The sequence below is a fragment of the Rathayibacter sp. AY1C1 genome (assembly GCF_002932105.1).
Taxonomy (GTDB): domain Bacteria; phylum Actinomycetota; class Actinomycetes; order Actinomycetales; family Microbacteriaceae; genus Rathayibacter.
In genome coordinates this window covers 1-14,590 of record NZ_PSWH01000020.1, presented here as the reverse complement: position 1 = coordinate 14,590, position 14,590 = coordinate 1, and the positions used below count along the sequence as shown (strand labels likewise).

Sequence of the window (14,590 nt, the reverse complement as noted above, 5' to 3'; positions counted from 1 at the left end):
CCGCAGGCGGATGCTCGCCCGGGCCGGAGCCCGGTCGACGACGGAGCCGGCGCGATCACCGCCCCGCGCTCTCCGGCTCGAGCACCGCTGTCGGCGTCCCAAGCGTCCTGCCCATGGGCGTGCCTCCAGCCCACTCCCCCGCGCCTCCCGGCCCGATCCCAGCAGCCGGGAGCGAGACTGTTCTTCCGCCGTCGTCGCCGCCCCCGCCCGACGACCGACGAGAGGAGCACCGTGACTCGGTCGCTCACCCGCCTCACCCTCGCCATCGGCGTGCCCTACGTGGTCGCGCTCGCAGCGATCGCCTTCTGGCCGACGCCCGTCGATGCGGGAGTGCGGGGGGATCTCGGCCGAGTGACCTCCTGGTTCGCCCGGCACGGCCTCCCGATGGTCGACTACGCGTTCATCGAGTCGACCGCCAACATCGCCCTGTTCGTGCCCCTGGGGCTGCTCCTGGCCCTCAACCTGCGGCCCCGGAGGGCGTGGGTCGCCGTCGCCGTCGGCGCCGTCGTGAGCTCGCTCATCGAGGCGGGCCAGCTGCTCTTCCTCTCGGCGCGCTTCGCCACCGTCGACGACGTCGTGATGAACACCTCCGGCGCCCTCCTCGGCGCGGTCGCCGGCGTCCTGCTCCGGATGGTCGTCCGCGCACGACGACGCCGGAGGGCGGCGGAGTGGGACGACGCCTTCGCGCACATCCCCCTCCGCGGCACCTCCGGCGTCGTGGCGGACCAGCCGAGCCGCGTCCGCTGAGACGACGGCTCCGCCGCGTCAGCGGCCGAGGCCGCGGTACTCCCAGCCGGCCGCACGCCAGGCGGCGGGGTCGAGGCAGTTGCGACCGTCGACGAGGAAGGTGTTGGCCACCTTCGCCGCCGTGGCCGCGGGGTCGAGGGCGCGGAACTGCTTCCACTCCGTCACGACGACCACGGCGTCGGCACCGGCCAGCGCCTCGTCGACGTCGGTCGTGTAGGTGATCTCGGGGTAGCGGCGGCGCGAGTTCTCGATCGCCTCGGGGTCGGTCGCGACCACGGTCGCACCGAGGTCGTGCAGGCGCGCGGCGACGTCGAGCGACGGCGAGTCGCGGATGTCGTCCGACTCCGGCTTGAACGCCAGACCGAGCACCGCGATGCGGCGGCCCGCGACGGAGCCGCCGAGGCCCTCGGTGACGAGGTCGACGACGCGCTGGCGGCGACGCAGGTTGATCGCGTCGACCTCCTTGAGGAAGGCGACGGACTCGCCGACGCCGAGCTCGTCGGCGCGGGCCGAGAAGGCGCGGATGTCCTTCGGGAGGCAGCCGCCTCCGAAGCCGATGCCCGCGTTCAGGAAGCGGCGGCCGATCCGCACGTCGTAGCCGATGGCGTCGGCGAGCTGTGTGACGTCCGCGCCGGTCACCTCCGCGATCTCGGCGATCGCGTTGATGAACGAGATCTTGGTCGCGAGGAAGGCGTTGGCCGAGACCTTCACCAGCTCGGCGGTGGCGTAGTCGGTGACCACGAGCGGGGTCTCGGCCGCGAGCGCCGTCGCGTAGACCTCGTCGAGGGTCGCCTTCGCCGCTGCTCCGGCCTCGCCCGCGGGCACGCCGTAGACGAGGCGGTCGGGGCTGATCGTGTCCTTGACGGCGAAGCCCTCGCGGAGGAACTCGGGGTTCCAGGCGAGGGTCGCACCGGAGGAGGCGATGCGGTCGGCCAGGCGGGCGGCGGTGCCGACGGGGACGGTCGACTTGCCGACGACGAGGGAGTCCGCCTCGAGGTAGGGCAGGAGACCGTCGATCGCCGAGTCGACGTAGGTCATGTCCGCGGCGTTCTCGCCCGGCTTCTGCGGGGTGCCGACGGCGACGAAGTGCACGGCCGCACCGGCGGCGTCGGCCATGTCGGTCGAGAAGCGCAGGCGCCCGGAGGCGACGCCGGAGGACAGCAGCTCCGGGAGGCCGGGCTCGAAGAACGGCGCGGTGCCGGCGGCCAGGGCGTCGATCTTCTTCTGGTCGACGTCGATGCCGATGACGTCGTGGCCGAGCTCGGCCATGGCGGCAGCGTGGACGGCACCGAGGTAGCCGCAGCCGATGACAGAAAGCTTCACAGGGGTTCTCCGAATCGTGGCGGGTTCGTGTCGCGGTCGCGACGGTGAGGAGGAGCGATGCGATGCGGCGAGGCGTCAGCGCGCCCGCGGACGCGCGACTACCGCCGCGCCAATGCTCTCAGATCACGGGAGACGTCGGCGACAGCCGCCGCGATCTGCGCCGCCACGCGCTCGTGCACGGCCTCGCTGCGGCCGATCGGGTCCTCGATGTCGTCGCCGCCCTCGCCCCGCGGGGCGCGCCCGCGGTGGGCGGCGGCGAGCCGCACGACGGCGCGGAGCCGCGCGGCGGGGTCCTCGACCGTCGGCAGCGGCACCTCCCGCAGCACGAACGGCAGCACGCGGGCGAACTCGAGCAGCGTGAAGCCGCGGAGGAGGAGCGACGGGAAGCGCCGGGAGGCGTCGACCAGGTGGTCGCGCGTCATCGTGAGCAGGAGGTCGGCGTCGCCGACGATCGCGTCGCCGAGCACCGCGCTCGTGTGCGCGGCCGGGTCTCCCCCGTGCTGAGCCGAGAAGCGGGCCGAGACCGGGTCCATCGGCAGTCCGTCGCGCGTCCTCACTCCGGCGCTCGTGAACGCTAAGAGCGGACCTCCCGCGGGTGATGTCGCGTCGGCGAGTGCGGCGCGCAGCAGCTGCTCCGCCATCGGCGACCGGCAGATGTTGCCGGTGCAGACCGAGAGCACGGTGAAGACGGGGGCGGCGGAGGCGGCGACCGGTTCGTCCGGTCGCCAGCTCCGGCGGGCGGGGCGGGCGGAGTCGTCTCCCGGGAAGATCATCGCGGGGCGCTCAGGCCGAGGTCGACGCGGGCTCGGGCTCGACGGCCGTGTCCGGGCGGGCACCCGATCGCTCGGAGCCGTAGTAGCTCGTGTAGTAGTAGCCGTAGCCCCGGCCGACCTGGCCGCGCGCGGGCACGCGGTTGAGGATCACGCCGAGGGTGTGGCCGCTGACCCGCTCGATGTTCTGGATCGCCTTGCCCAGCTCGTCGGTCGTCGTCCTACCCGCGGAGATGACCACGAGCGCGCCGTCGGTGCGGGCGGTGAGGATGGCGCCGTCCGTGACGGGCAGGAGCGGCGGCGCATCGACGATCACGATGGCCTCGCGAGCGATCTCGTGCAGGAGGATGTCCATGCCGTTGGAGCCGAGCAGCTCGGACGGGTTCGGCGGGATCGACCCGGCTCCGAGCACCCAGAGGTTGCCGGACGGGCCCCACGGCTGCAGGACGTCCTGCAGTTCCGCCTTGCCGATCAGCAGGTCGGTCAGGCCGACGCCGGGAACGAGGCCGAACGACTTGGCGACGGTGGGCTTGCGGAGGTCGCCATCGACGACGACGGTCCGCTGGCCGGAGGCGGCGAGCGTCACCGCGAGGTTCGCGGTCACCGTCGACTTGCCGTCCGAGGGCAGCGGGCTCGTCACGACGATGATGCGCGGCGGGCTGTCGATGTTCATGAACTGCAGGTTCGTGCGGAGCTCGCGCAGCGCCTCGGCGAGTGCGTGCTTGCCGTCGGCCTTGATGTAGTCGGTCGTGTCGGCCTCGGGGACGATGCGGTTGGTCTCGCTGAGGCGCTTGTCGACGGGGAGGGTGCCGACCACGGGGAGGTCGAACAGGCGCTCGACCATCTCGGCGGTGCGGATGCGCCGGTCCAACGTGTTGCGGACGAACGCGTAGACGAGACCGAGGACGAGGCCCGCGAGCGCGCCGACCGCGAGGACGAGGCGCAGGTTCGGGAACGCCGGCGAGGACGGGAGCGCCGCGGCCTGCAGAACGGTGAGGGAGACCGTGTCGCCGACGCCCGTCTCCTGGTTGACCTGCTGCACCTTGGTGGCGATGGCCGCGACCCAGGCGTCGGCGAGCTTCTGCGCGCCCTCGGGGGTGGAGGCGGTGGCGCTGACCTTCATCACCGGGGCGACCGTGTCGGCCTGCACCGTGATCGCCGAGATCAGCGTGGCGGGCGAGACGTCGAGGCCGAGGCTGTCGATCGCGATCTGCGCCACGTCGCGCGAGGTGGCGATCGGGACGTACGTGGCGAGGCTCGACTTGGCGACGGACTGCGCGATCTGCTGCGTGTAGATCGCCTGGCTGTCGTCGGCACCGGTGGTGGCGACGGAGACCAGGCCCTGCGAGTCGGCGACGTACCGCGGCTTCTGCGTCAGCGACCAGCCGAAGGCGACGAGAGTGCCGAGGAGGATCGCCGCGACGATCGGGATCCAGTGGTCGCGCAGCAGCCGGAGGACGTCTCGAAGTTCCACAGAGTCAGATTTCCTTCGCTGGTACGGATCACGCGGCGGGCGCCGGCGACGGGTTCTTCCGAATTCTGACACAGCGCTTCCGCGCCCTCGGCGCCAGGCGCGTCAACCGTGCCACCCGTCAGGGGTGGGCTCCGGCGGAGTCCCTCTCCTGATCACTCCGAGGCCCTCGAGCTCGACGACCGCCGACTCGACGACCGCCTCCGCATCGACGCCGGCGGGCGGCGGGCCCGCCTCCTCGAGCACCGCGGCGACGAGACCGGGCAGATCGGAGCCCCGGCCGGCGTGGCGCCAGATCGTCGGGCCGATGCCGGACAGGCGAACGAGGGTGCCGCCGCAGAACACGAGCAGCTGGCCGTCGGCGAGCTCCACCGCGTCGTCCGCAGGGGTGCGCAGGACGGTGCCGGGCAGGGCCTCGCCCACAGGGTCGAGCTGCACGGAGACCACCTCGGACCAGGCGGACGGGGCCTCGGCGCCGAGGGACGCGAAGACCTCCTCGACCAGGTGCACCACGCTCGCGGCCTCGGAGTAGACCAGTCGCCGGACGCCGCCCAGCGCCGAGAGGGTGCGGACGAGATCGGCGATCGGCCGCGGTCGGGCCGAGAGGTACGAGGTCTGCGGCACCAGATCCTCGATCGCGTCGACCGGGTCGACGTGCTCGAGGAAGGGCGTCCCGACGCCGTCGCGGCGCTCGAGCAGGAGGACGCCCGCCAGACGCAGGGGCGCCTCCGGGACCGGTCGGAGGGCGAGCGACCCGGGGGCCAGCTGCGCCTTCGGCGCCGATCCGGTCAGCGGCTTCACCGACAGCGGCTTGGGATAGGGCAGGACGCGCCCCTCCGGGGTCACGCCGACCGTCTCGTCGGTGACGTAGCCGAAGCGGGACCCGAGCGTCCGGGCGATGGTGGTCTTGCCGGTCCCGGAGGCGGCGACGAAGGCCAGCACGCGGCCGGACTCGTCGGAGATCCCGCAGGCGTGGAGCATCAGCAGGTCGGCGCGCCGGGCGCCGATCGCCTCGAGGGTCAGGGTCGAGGTCAGGGACTCCTCGAGCTGCGCGAGCGTGGCGCTCGAGACCCGGGGCGAGCCGTCGACCGGGACGGAGGGATCGTGCCCCACCTCGGCGAGGACGTCGCGTGCTCCCGCGTCGGGCTCGGACGCGCAGGCGGCCCAGCTGTCGGCGATCCGCGCCGCGTCCTCGTCGCCGACGCCGCGTCCGAAGACCACGCGGAACGGGGTCTCGAGGACCGAGACGGACAGGGTGCGGGGCTCGGCGCCCCTCCCCCCGGCGATCAGTACGCCCCGTCGCGGGCGAGGACGGCGCGCGCGGTCTTGAAGAGGATGACGATGTCGCCGGTCATCGACCAGTTCTCGACGTAGTACAGGTCGAGGCGGACGGTGTCCTCCCACGAGAGGTTCGAGCGTCCGCTGACCTGCCAGAGCCCGGTGATGCCCGGCTTCATCAGGAAGCGGCGGTGCACGTGCTCCTCGTACTGCTCGACCTCGCGGGCCAGCGGCGGGCGGGGGCCGATCAGGGACATGTCGCCGCGGAAGACGTTCAGGAACTGGGGCAGCTCGTCGAGGCTGAAGCGCCGGAGGATCGCGCCCACCCGGGTGACGCGCGGGTCCTTCGCCATCTTGAAGAGGATCGAGTTCCCCTCCGCACGCTGCTGCGACGCGAGAGCCGCCAGTCGCGCCTCCGCGTCGACGACCATCGAGCGGAACTTCAGCATCTCGAAGGTCGCGCCGTTCAGGCCGATGCGCTCCTGCCGGAAGAGCACGGGCCCGGGGCTGGTGACCTTGACCAGCACGGCGACGACGACGAGCACCGGCGCGCTGAGGATGATCAGCATGGTCGACGCCAGGATGTCGAAGAGGCGCTTGGCGAACCGCTGGCGGCCGTCGAAGCGCGGGGTCTCGACGTGGATCAGCGGAAGGCCCGCGACGGGGCGGGTGTGGATGCGCGGACCGCCGATGTCGGTGAGGCTCGGCGCCACGACGAGGTGCTCGCGCCCGGGCTCGAGCGTCCAGCTCAGCTCGCGGATCCGCTGCGGCGCCAGCTCGTCGGAGCTCGTGACGACCACCGTGTCGGCACCGGTGGCGTCCATCACGGCGCGGACGCCGTCGATCCCGGTGAACCCGTGGACCGCGAGGCCCGAGAGCTCCTGCTCGCTCCGCAGCGCGTCCGCACCGCCGACCGAGGTCGAGACGGCACCGACGAGCTTGTAGCCGGCCTCGGTGCCGCGACGCAGCTCGCGCGCGGTGTGCAGGACGCTCGCGCGGGAGCCGAGGAGCACGACCTGGCTCGAGAAGCGGCCCGCCCGGCGCTGCCGGGTGAGCCAGGATCGCCAGACCAGGCGGCCGACGCAGATCAGCACGATCCCGGCGGGGAACGCCGTGATGATGTAGCCGCGCGCGAGCAGGATCTGGAGCAGGTAGGCGATGATCGCGACGATGCCGAAGAGCCAGATGGAGGCGTCGACGACGCGGCGGTACTCGACGTAGCCGGTGCCGACGATCCGGCGGTCGCGCGTGTCGAAGACCTGGAGGGCGAGGAGCCAGCCGACCGACAGGGCGACGGACACCCAGGTGTAGCTGACCGCGATGTCGGCGGGGTTCTTGAACCCCAGATCCGAGTTCAGGTTCAGGTCGAACCAGAAGAGCTGCGTGCCGAAGACGGAGAGGACGATCGCGACGACGTCCGTGATGAGCAGCCGTCGCCGGTAGTCCTGCTCCCACGACGGCCGACGCCTCAGCGGTGCCCCTTGCGCCGTCATCGTTTCCCCCGACCTTTCCTGCTGCTTCGAAAGGCGTAATTCCGTTTCCGGTGTTGTCACGTCGTCAGGCTACCCACTTCCTCGTTTCGGAGGGGTGTCGCACCGGTGAGGAACGCTCGACCGGTCAGCCGCGGAGCCGGCCGCGGCTCTCCTGGAGGTAGCACGCGCCGCACAGCGACTCGTAGGTGACCGCCGTTCCGTCGATCGCGACCTGATCGCCGTCGAAGACGAAGCGGCCGTCCACGACGCGCCCGTTGAAGATCGCTTTGCGCCCGCACCGGCAGATCGTCTTCAGCTCCTCGAGGCTGTGGGCGATCTCCAGGAGCCGCCTGCTGCCCGGGAACGCGGCGGTGCGGAAGTCCGTGCGGATGCCGTACGCCAGGACGGGCACGTTCTCGAGGATGGAGATCCGGAGCAGATCGTCGACGTGCGACTCCGGCAGGAACTGCACCTCGTCGACGAGCAGAGCGCTCACGTCGCGCTTCGACTCGGCCAGGACGCGGGCCCGGGCCGCGGTGAAGACGGCCACCGGGTCCCCGTCGGGCTCGAACAGGATGTCCACCGGACGGGTCACGCCGAGCCGCGACACGATCAGCTCCTCGCCCTTCGTGTCGACGGCCGGCTTGGCCAGCAGCACCCGGTGCCCGCGCTCCTCGTAGTTGTGCGCGGCCTGCAGGAGCGACGTGCTCTTCCCGCTGTTCATCGCTCCGTAGCGGAAGTACAGCTTGGCCATCAGGTCTCCTCGGGGCGGGTCCGGAGGCGGGGCCCCCGGGGTGAGCAGGGGCCGGTCACGGGAGGAACCCGTCCTCGCCGGCGCGGCGGATCAGATCGGCCCGGCGGCTCGCGGGCCTGCCGACGGCGACGTACTTGCGGCGCACGCGCTGCAGGTAGGTCTTCGCGGTCTCGAACTGCACGTTCATCTTGGCGGCGACCTCGGGGGTGCTCGATCCGGACGCGTAGAGGCGCAGCGCCTCCAGCTCGCCGGCGCTGAGCCGTGGGCGCTGCTGCGCCGCGACCCCGGACGGCAGGGGCCGCCACTGCGCGGACGAGACGTCGGCCGAGCGCATCTCGAGAGCGGCGCGGGTCTGCTCCATCACCTCGGCGAGCGGGCGCGACTTCGCCAGGTGCCGCACGGCTCCGGCCTTCAGGGCGCGCTCGCGGACCTCGTCGTCCTCGCTCGCGGAGAGCGCCACGACCGCGGCTCCCGCCGCCCGGCAGGTCCGGATCCGCGCCTCGATCGAGATCGGCTCGCGCAGCTCGACGTCCATCACGACCACCTGGGTGGGGAAGACATCGCTCGTCACCAGGTCGTGCCAGGTGGAGGCGGCCACGACGACCTCGAAGTCCGGGGCGTGGGTGCGGATCCACGCGCTCGTCGCCGCGAGCAGGTCCTCGCGCGGGTCGAGCAGGCCGAGCCGGACCGCACGGGGTGCCGCGTCGCGGGCGCTCCGGGCGGAGGAGCCCGAGGGCTCACCGGAGCGGGTGACCATGCGGACGATCCTAGCCGCGGCCGGGCCCGCCCCCGGCTCAGAACAGCGTCGGCTGCCCGACGCCGGGCAGGATCGCGGCGCGCTCCGGCCCGAGCTCCCCGACCAGCAGCCCGTCGTGCTGGAGGGAGCGCCGCTCGCCGCCGAGGGTCCGCAGCGTCCCGAGCGAATTCAGGGCGGAGGACTTGACGGAGCCGGTGGCCGGGTCCTCCTCGCCGCGCTCGAGCCCGTGCGCGCGCATCAGCGGGCGGATGCGCGCGGAGAGCCAGCGCCGGTACTCGAGAGGCGCGTAGGCGTCGCGGCCCGGGTAGAGCGCTCGGTACTTGTCGACCAGCTCGGGGTGCTCCTGCCCGAGCCACTGCAGGAACCACTCCTTCACCCCGGACTTGAGGTAGAGGGTCGAGTACATGATCGTGCTGGCGCCCGCCTCGCGGCAGGCCCGGAGCGACTCGTCGAGGTGCGCCCGTGTGTCGGTGAGGAACGGCAGGATCGGCATCAGGAACACCGAGCAGTCGAAGCCGGCCTCCCGTGCCGCGGTGACCGTCGCCAGCCTGGCCGCCGCGGTCGGCGCACCCGGCTCGACGGAGCGCTGGAGGCCCTCGTCGTAGACGGCGATCGACACTCCGAGGTCGACCGGGACGTGCTCGGCGGCCTCGCGGAGCAGCGGCAGGTCTCGCCGCAGCAGCGAGCCCTTCGTGAGGATCGAGATCGGGGTGCCCGAGGCGGCGAGCGCGGCGATGATGCCCGGCATCAGCCGGTAGCGGCCCTCGGCGCGCTGGTACGGATCGGTGTTGGTGCCGAGTGCCACGGGGTGCCGCTCCCAGCTCGGCTTCGCGAGCTCCCGGGTGAGGACCTCGGCGACGTTCACCTTCACGACGATCTGCGAGTCGAAGTCGCGGCCGCCGTCGAACTCGAGGTACTCGTGCGTGGGCCGGGCGAAGCAGTAGGTGCAGGCGTGGGTGCAGCCGCGCATCGGGTTGATGCTCCAGCCGAACGGCATCTTCGAGGAGGTGTGCACGCGGTTGAGCGCCGACTTCGCGAGCACCTCGTAGAAGGTGATGCCCTCGAACTCCGGCGTGCGCACCGTCCGCACCAGGTCGGTGAGCTTGACGAGCCCGGGCAGCGCGGCCTCGTCGGCCGTGCCGATCGACTGCCCGCTCCACCTCATGGGGCCATTAGAACATACGTTCGAGCGGGTCGCAGCCGATCAGACCGAGGCGGACAGCTCCAGCGTCTCGGCGGTCGCGGTGACCGTCTGCTCGGCCTTCTCGGGCGCGTCGTTGAGCGTCGAGCCGTAGCTCGGCACCAGTGCGCGGATACGCGGCTCCCAGGCCTTCATCCGGTCGGGGAAGCACTTCTGCACGATGTCGAGCATGATCGGCACGGCGGTCGAGGCTCCGGGCGAGGCGCCGAGCAGGCCGGCGATCGTGCCGTCCCCTCCCGTGATGACCTCGGTGCCGAACTGCAGCACGCCGCCCTTCTTCTCGTCCTTCTTCATCACCTGGACGCGCTGGCCGGCGGTGATCAGGTACCAGTCCTCGTCGCGGGCGGTGGGCAGGAACTCGCGCAGGGCCTTCATCTTCTTGCCACGGCCGGCGAGCACCTCGCCGATCAGGTACTTCATCAGGTCGAGGTTGTCGCGGGCGACCGCGAGCATCGGGCCGATGTTGTGCGGCCGGATCGACAGGGGCAGGTCGAGCCACGAGCCGCGCTTCAGGAACTTGGGCGTGAAGCCCGCGTAGGGGCCGAAGAGGAGGGACGACTCGCCGTCGACGACGCGCGCATCGAGGTGCGGCACCGACATCGGGGGCGCGCCGACCGCGGCCTTGCCGTAGACCTTCGCCTTGTGCCGGGCGACCAGCTCGGGGTTGTCGGTGCGGAGGAACTGGCCCGAGATCGGGAAGCCTCCGAAGCCCTTGATCTCGGGGATGCCCGACTTCTGCAGGAGGTGCAGCGCACCGCCGCCGGCGCCGACGAAGACGAAGCGGGCGGTCACCGACTGGGGCGTGCCCCCGACGACCTGCTTGAGGTCGAGGCGCCAGGTGCCGTCCTTCTGCCGGGTGATGTCGGTGACCTCGCGGCCGGTGTCGAGCGTGCCGCCGTGGGCGACGACGTGGTCGAACAGCTGGTGGGTCAGCGAGCCGAAGTCGACGTCGGTGCCGGCCGGCATGCGCGTCGCCGCGTAGGGGCCGCCGCCGGCGGGACGCTGCTCCATCAGCAGGGGCGCCCACTCGTGGATGGTCTTGACGCTCTCGGTGAACTCGATGCCGGCGAACAGCGGCTGGTCCTTGAGCGCCTCGTAGCGCTTCCGGAGGTACTCGACGTTGGCCTCGCCGTGCACGAAGGTCATGTGCGGCGCCGGGTTGATGAAGCTGGAGGGCTCGCGGATGTCGCCGGACTCCACCAGGCTCGACCAGAACTGGCGCGAGATCTGGAACTGCTCGTTGATCTGGATCGCCTTGGCCGGGTCGACGGAGCCGTCGGCCGCCTCGGGCATGTAGTTCAGCTCGCAGAGGGCCGCGTGACCGGTGCCCGCGTTGTTCCACGGGTTCGACGACTCCTGCGCCACGTCGCCGAGGCGCTCGTAGGCGGCGATCGTCCAGTCGGGCTGCAGCTGGGTGATGAGGGCGCCGAGCGTGGCGCTCATGATGCCCCCACCGATGAGGGCGACGTCGACCGGTTCCGAGGAGTTCACGAGAGTCGAGTTTACGCTCGCCCGAGCACACCGCGGCGGGGAGGGGCCCCGCTCCCCCATCAAATTCGCGGCTTTTCCACCCGGAAGGGGCCGGAGCGCTCGGCGCCGGCCCCGTCCACGGAGGTCAGGAGACGGGCTGCTTCGCCGCGATGAGCTCGGCGATCTGCACGGCGTTCAGGGCCGCGCCCTTGCGGAGGTTGTCGTTGCTGATGAAGAGCGCGAGGCCGCGTCCCTCCGGAGCGCCTTCGTCGGCGCGGATGCGGCCGACGAAGCTCGGGTCCTTGCCCGCGGCCTCCAGCGGAGTCGGCACCTCGCGCAGCACGACGCCGGGCGCGTCGGCCAGCAGCTCGCGAGCACGCTCGGGGCTGAGGGCGGAGGCGAACTCGGCGTTGACGGAGAGCGAGTGGCCGGTGAACACGGGGACGCGCACGCAGGTGCCCGAGACCAGCAGCTCCGGGAGCTCGAGGATGCGGCGGCTCTCGTTGCGGAGCTTCTTCTCCTCGTCGGTCTCGTTCGAGCCGTCCTCGACCAGGCTCCCCGCGAAGGGGATGACGTCGAAGGCGATCGGGGCGACGTACTTGTCCGGCGCGGGGAAGTCGACCGCCGAGCCGTCGTGCACCAGGTCGAGCAGGTGCTCGTCGGCGACGGCGGCGCGGACCTGGCCGGCCAGCTCGTTCGCTCCGGCCAGCCCGCTGCCGGACACGGCCTGGTAGGTGCTGACGATCAGGCGCGTGAGCCCCGCCTCGCGGTCGAGGACCTTGAGGATCGGCATCGCGGCCATCGTGGTGCAGTTGGGGTTGGCGATGATGCCCTTGACTGCCTGGTCGATGGCGTGGGGGTTCACCTCGCTGACGACCAGCGGGACCTCGGGGTCCATCCGCCAGGCGCTGGAGTTGTCGATCACGGTGACGCCGGCCGCGGCGAAGCGGGGCGCCTGCGCGCGCGAGCCCGTGGCTCCGGCCGAGAACAGGGCGATGTCGAGCCCCGACGGATCGGCGGTCTCCACGTCCTCGACAACGACGTCCTCGCCGCGGAACGGCAGCGTCGTGCCCGCCGAGCGGGCGGTGGCGAAGAAGCGGATGGACGCGATCGGGAAGTCGCGCTCCTCGAGGAGGCGGCGCATCACCTTCCCGACCTGGCCGGTCGCGCCGACGACGCCCACGTGGAGGGGGGTGCTGCTCATGCTGTGCTCTTTCGTCCGTGCGGCGCGCAGGCCGCTCGTGGCGGGGGGATCGAGGGAGAGGGTACCGGTCGGTCCGGCCGCTCGGGAGGAACGGCCGGACCGCGAGGGTGTCCGGCCGTCAGCGGCCGGTGCCGGCGTAGACGACGGCCTCGTCCTCGGCGTCGAGCCCGAAGGCCGTGTGCACGACGCGCAGGGCCTCGTTCACGGTGTCGGCGCGGGTGACGACCGAGATGCGGATCTCGCTCGTGGAGATCATCTCGATGTTGATCCCGGCCTCGTAGAGGGAGCGGAACAGCTTCGCGGAGACGCCGGCGTTGGTGCGCATCCCGGCGCCCACGAGCGCGAGCTTGGCGATCTGATCGTCGTACTGCAGGGACTCGAAGCCGACCTCGTCCTTCTCGGCGTTGAGAGCCATGAGGACCGTCTGGCCGTCGGCCTTGGGCAGGGTGAACGAGATGTCGGTGCGGGCGGTGGCCGCAGCCGACACGTTCTGCACGATCATGTCGATGTTGGAGCCGGTCTTGGCCACGATCGTGAAGATCTGCGCGGCCTTGCCAGGGATGTCGGGGACTCCGACGACGGTGATCTTCGCCTCGTTCAGGTCGGCGGCGACTCCGGCGATGATGGGCTCTTCCACGGCTTGTCCGTTCTGCTCGGCGCCGGCGGTCTCGGCGTTGTAGACGATGGTGCCCTCGTTGGGGCTGAAGGAGGAGCGCACGTGGAGCGTGACTCCGTGGCGGCGGGCGAACTCGACGGCGCGGATGTGCAGCACCTTCGCTCCCGCGGCGGCCAGCTCGAGCATCTCCTCGCTGGTGATGCGATCGAGCTTGCGGGCCTTCTTGACGACCCGCGGGTCGGCGGTGAAGACGCCGTCGACGTCGGTGTAGATCTCGCAGGTGTCGGCGCCGAGTCCCGCGGCGAGCGCGACGGCGGTGGTGTCCGAGCCGCCGCGGCCGAGGGTGGTGATGTCCTTCGTGTCGCGGTTGAAGCCCTGGAAGCCCGCGACGATGACGACGGCGTTCTCGTCGAGCGCCTCGCGGAGGCGGACCGGGGTGATGTCGACGATGCGGGCGGCGCCGTGCTGCGCGTCCGTGATCATGCCGGCCTGGCTGCCGGTGAAGGAGCGGGCCTCGAAGCCCATGCTCTTGATCGCCATCGCCAGCAGCGCCATCGAGATGCGCTCGCCCGAGGAGAGCAGCATGTCGAGCTCGCGAGGGGCGGGGATGGGCGTGACCTGGTGGGCGAGCTCGAGCAGGTCGTCGGTGGTGTCGCCCATGGCAGAGACGGCGACGACCACGTCGTTGCCCGCCTGCTTGGTGGCGACGATCCGCTTCGCGACCCGCTTGATGCTCTCCGCGTCGGCGACGGAGGACCCGCCGAACTTCTGGACGATCAGGCTCACGTGCTGCTCCCGTGTCGGTGGCTGGACCGCCGTCGCGACCCGACGGGCGAGTCTACCGGTCGACCGCATGCCGGAGCGGTCATGCGACTCCGGCGGCCGCGTCAGTTCTCGACGAGCCGGCGGCCCTCGAAGGCGCGGCCGAGGGTGATCTCGTCGGCGTACTCGAGGTCTCCGCCGACGGGCAGCCCGGAGGCCAGGCGGGTGATGCGGATGCCGAGGGTGCTGAGCATGCGCGAGAGGTAGGTCGCCGTCGCCTCGCCCTCGAGGTTCGGGTCGGTCGCGATGATGACCTCCTGCACCTCGCCGTCCGCGAGCCGCTGCAGCAGCTGGCGGATGCGGAGCTGATCCGGGCCGATGCCGTCGATCGGGCTGATCGCGCCGCCGAGCACGTGGTAGAGCCCGCGGAACTCGCGGGTGCGCTCGATCGCCGGGACGTCCTTCGCCTCCTCCACGACGCAGATGACGGCGCGGCTGCGGCGCGGATCGCGGCAGATCCCGCAGGTCGCCTCCTCCGCCACGTTCCCGCAGATGTCGCAGAAGTGCACACGGCCGCGCAGCTCGAGCAGGATCTCGGCGAGCCGGGTGACGTCGAACGTCTCGGTCTGCAGGATGTGGAACGCGATGCGCTGGGCGGACTTCGGGCCGATGCCAGGGAGCCGGCCGAGCTCGTCGATCAGCTCCTGGACGATGCCTTCGTACATGCGGTCGCCTCCTCTCGGGTGGGGCGGACGGGGGTGGCGG

13 protein-coding genes are annotated in these 14,590 nt (G+C 71.7%); 1 reads left to right on the top strand and 12 read right to left on the bottom strand.

Translation table 11 applies throughout. The annotated features are described in order from the left end of the window. Nucleotides 1-231: 231 nt before the first annotated feature. Entirely contained in the window at nt 232-747 is a 516-nt protein-coding gene (locus tag C5C71_RS17935; RefSeq protein ID WP_258068712.1) for a VanZ family protein, read from the top strand. 18 nt (nt 748-765) lie between these two features. Here C5C71_RS17935 and C5C71_RS10750 read toward each other — a convergent pair whose 3' ends face one another. From C5C71_RS10750 to recR, 12 genes are all read right to left on the bottom strand, one after another. Next, on the bottom strand, nt 766-2,070 hold the full coding sequence (locus C5C71_RS10750; protein WP_104268851.1) for a UDP-glucose/GDP-mannose dehydrogenase family protein: 1,305 nt from the start codon (nt 2,068-2,070) through the stop codon (nt 766-768). A 98-nt stretch (nt 2,071-2,168) separates the two neighbouring features. Next, entirely contained in the window at nt 2,169-2,843 is a 675-nt protein-coding gene (locus C5C71_RS10745) for a hypothetical protein (RefSeq protein WP_104335807.1), read from the bottom strand. A gap of 10 nt (nt 2,844-2,853) precedes the next feature. Next, nucleotides 2,854-4,314 carry a polysaccharide biosynthesis tyrosine autokinase gene (locus C5C71_RS10740; protein WP_181027156.1) on the bottom strand — a complete coding sequence of 487 codons (1,461 nt, stop codon included), beginning with the start codon at nt 4,312-4,314 and terminating at the stop codon, nt 2,854-2,856. Nucleotides 4,315-4,416: 102 nt separating this feature from the next. After that, nucleotides 4,417-5,532, bottom strand: coding sequence for a hypothetical protein (locus tag C5C71_RS10735; protein WP_104337663.1), 1,116 nt, complete (start codon nt 5,530-5,532; stop codon nt 4,417-4,419). A 65-nt stretch (nt 5,533-5,597) separates the two neighbouring features. After that, nucleotides 5,598-7,082 carry a sugar transferase gene (locus C5C71_RS10730; protein WP_104222171.1) on the bottom strand — a complete coding sequence of 495 codons (1,485 nt, stop codon included), beginning with the start codon at nt 7,080-7,082 and terminating at the stop codon, nt 5,598-5,600. Between the two features lie 124 nt (nt 7,083-7,206). Beyond that, nucleotides 7,207-7,815, bottom strand: a complete 609-nt coding sequence (locus C5C71_RS10725; protein WP_104337662.1) for a thymidine kinase — start codon at nt 7,813-7,815, stop codon at nt 7,207-7,209. Nucleotides 7,816-7,870: 55 nt separating this feature from the next. Next, nucleotides 7,871-8,572: a LuxR C-terminal-related transcriptional regulator gene (locus C5C71_RS10720; protein WP_104237728.1), complete on the bottom strand. Its 702-nt coding sequence runs from the start codon at nt 8,570-8,572 to the stop codon at nt 7,871-7,873. A 37-nt stretch (nt 8,573-8,609) separates the two neighbouring features. Beyond that, entirely contained in the window at nt 8,610-9,737 is a 1,128-nt protein-coding gene (locus C5C71_RS10715) for an Rv2578c family radical SAM protein (RefSeq protein WP_104337661.1), read from the bottom strand. 39 nt (nt 9,738-9,776) lie between these two features. After that, a complete protein-coding gene (locus tag C5C71_RS10710; RefSeq protein WP_104222163.1) occupies nt 9,777-11,324 on the bottom strand; it encodes a malate:quinone oxidoreductase in 1,548 nt (515 codons plus the stop codon). A gap of 64 nt (nt 11,325-11,388) precedes the next feature. After that, nucleotides 11,389-12,447: an aspartate-semialdehyde dehydrogenase gene (locus C5C71_RS10705; protein ID WP_104227259.1), complete on the bottom strand. Its 1,059-nt coding sequence runs from the start codon at nt 12,445-12,447 to the stop codon at nt 11,389-11,391. Between the two features lie 118 nt (nt 12,448-12,565). Further along, nucleotides 12,566-13,849, bottom strand: coding sequence for an aspartate kinase (locus C5C71_RS10700; RefSeq protein WP_104222160.1), 1,284 nt, complete (start codon nt 13,847-13,849; stop codon nt 12,566-12,568). Nucleotides 13,850-13,950: 101 nt separating this feature from the next. Then, complete coding sequence (recR, locus tag C5C71_RS10695) at nt 13,951-14,550, bottom strand: recombination mediator RecR (protein ID WP_104222157.1); 600 nt, start codon at nt 14,548-14,550, stop codon at nt 13,951-13,953. Between the last annotated feature and the right edge of the window lie 40 nt (nt 14,551-14,590).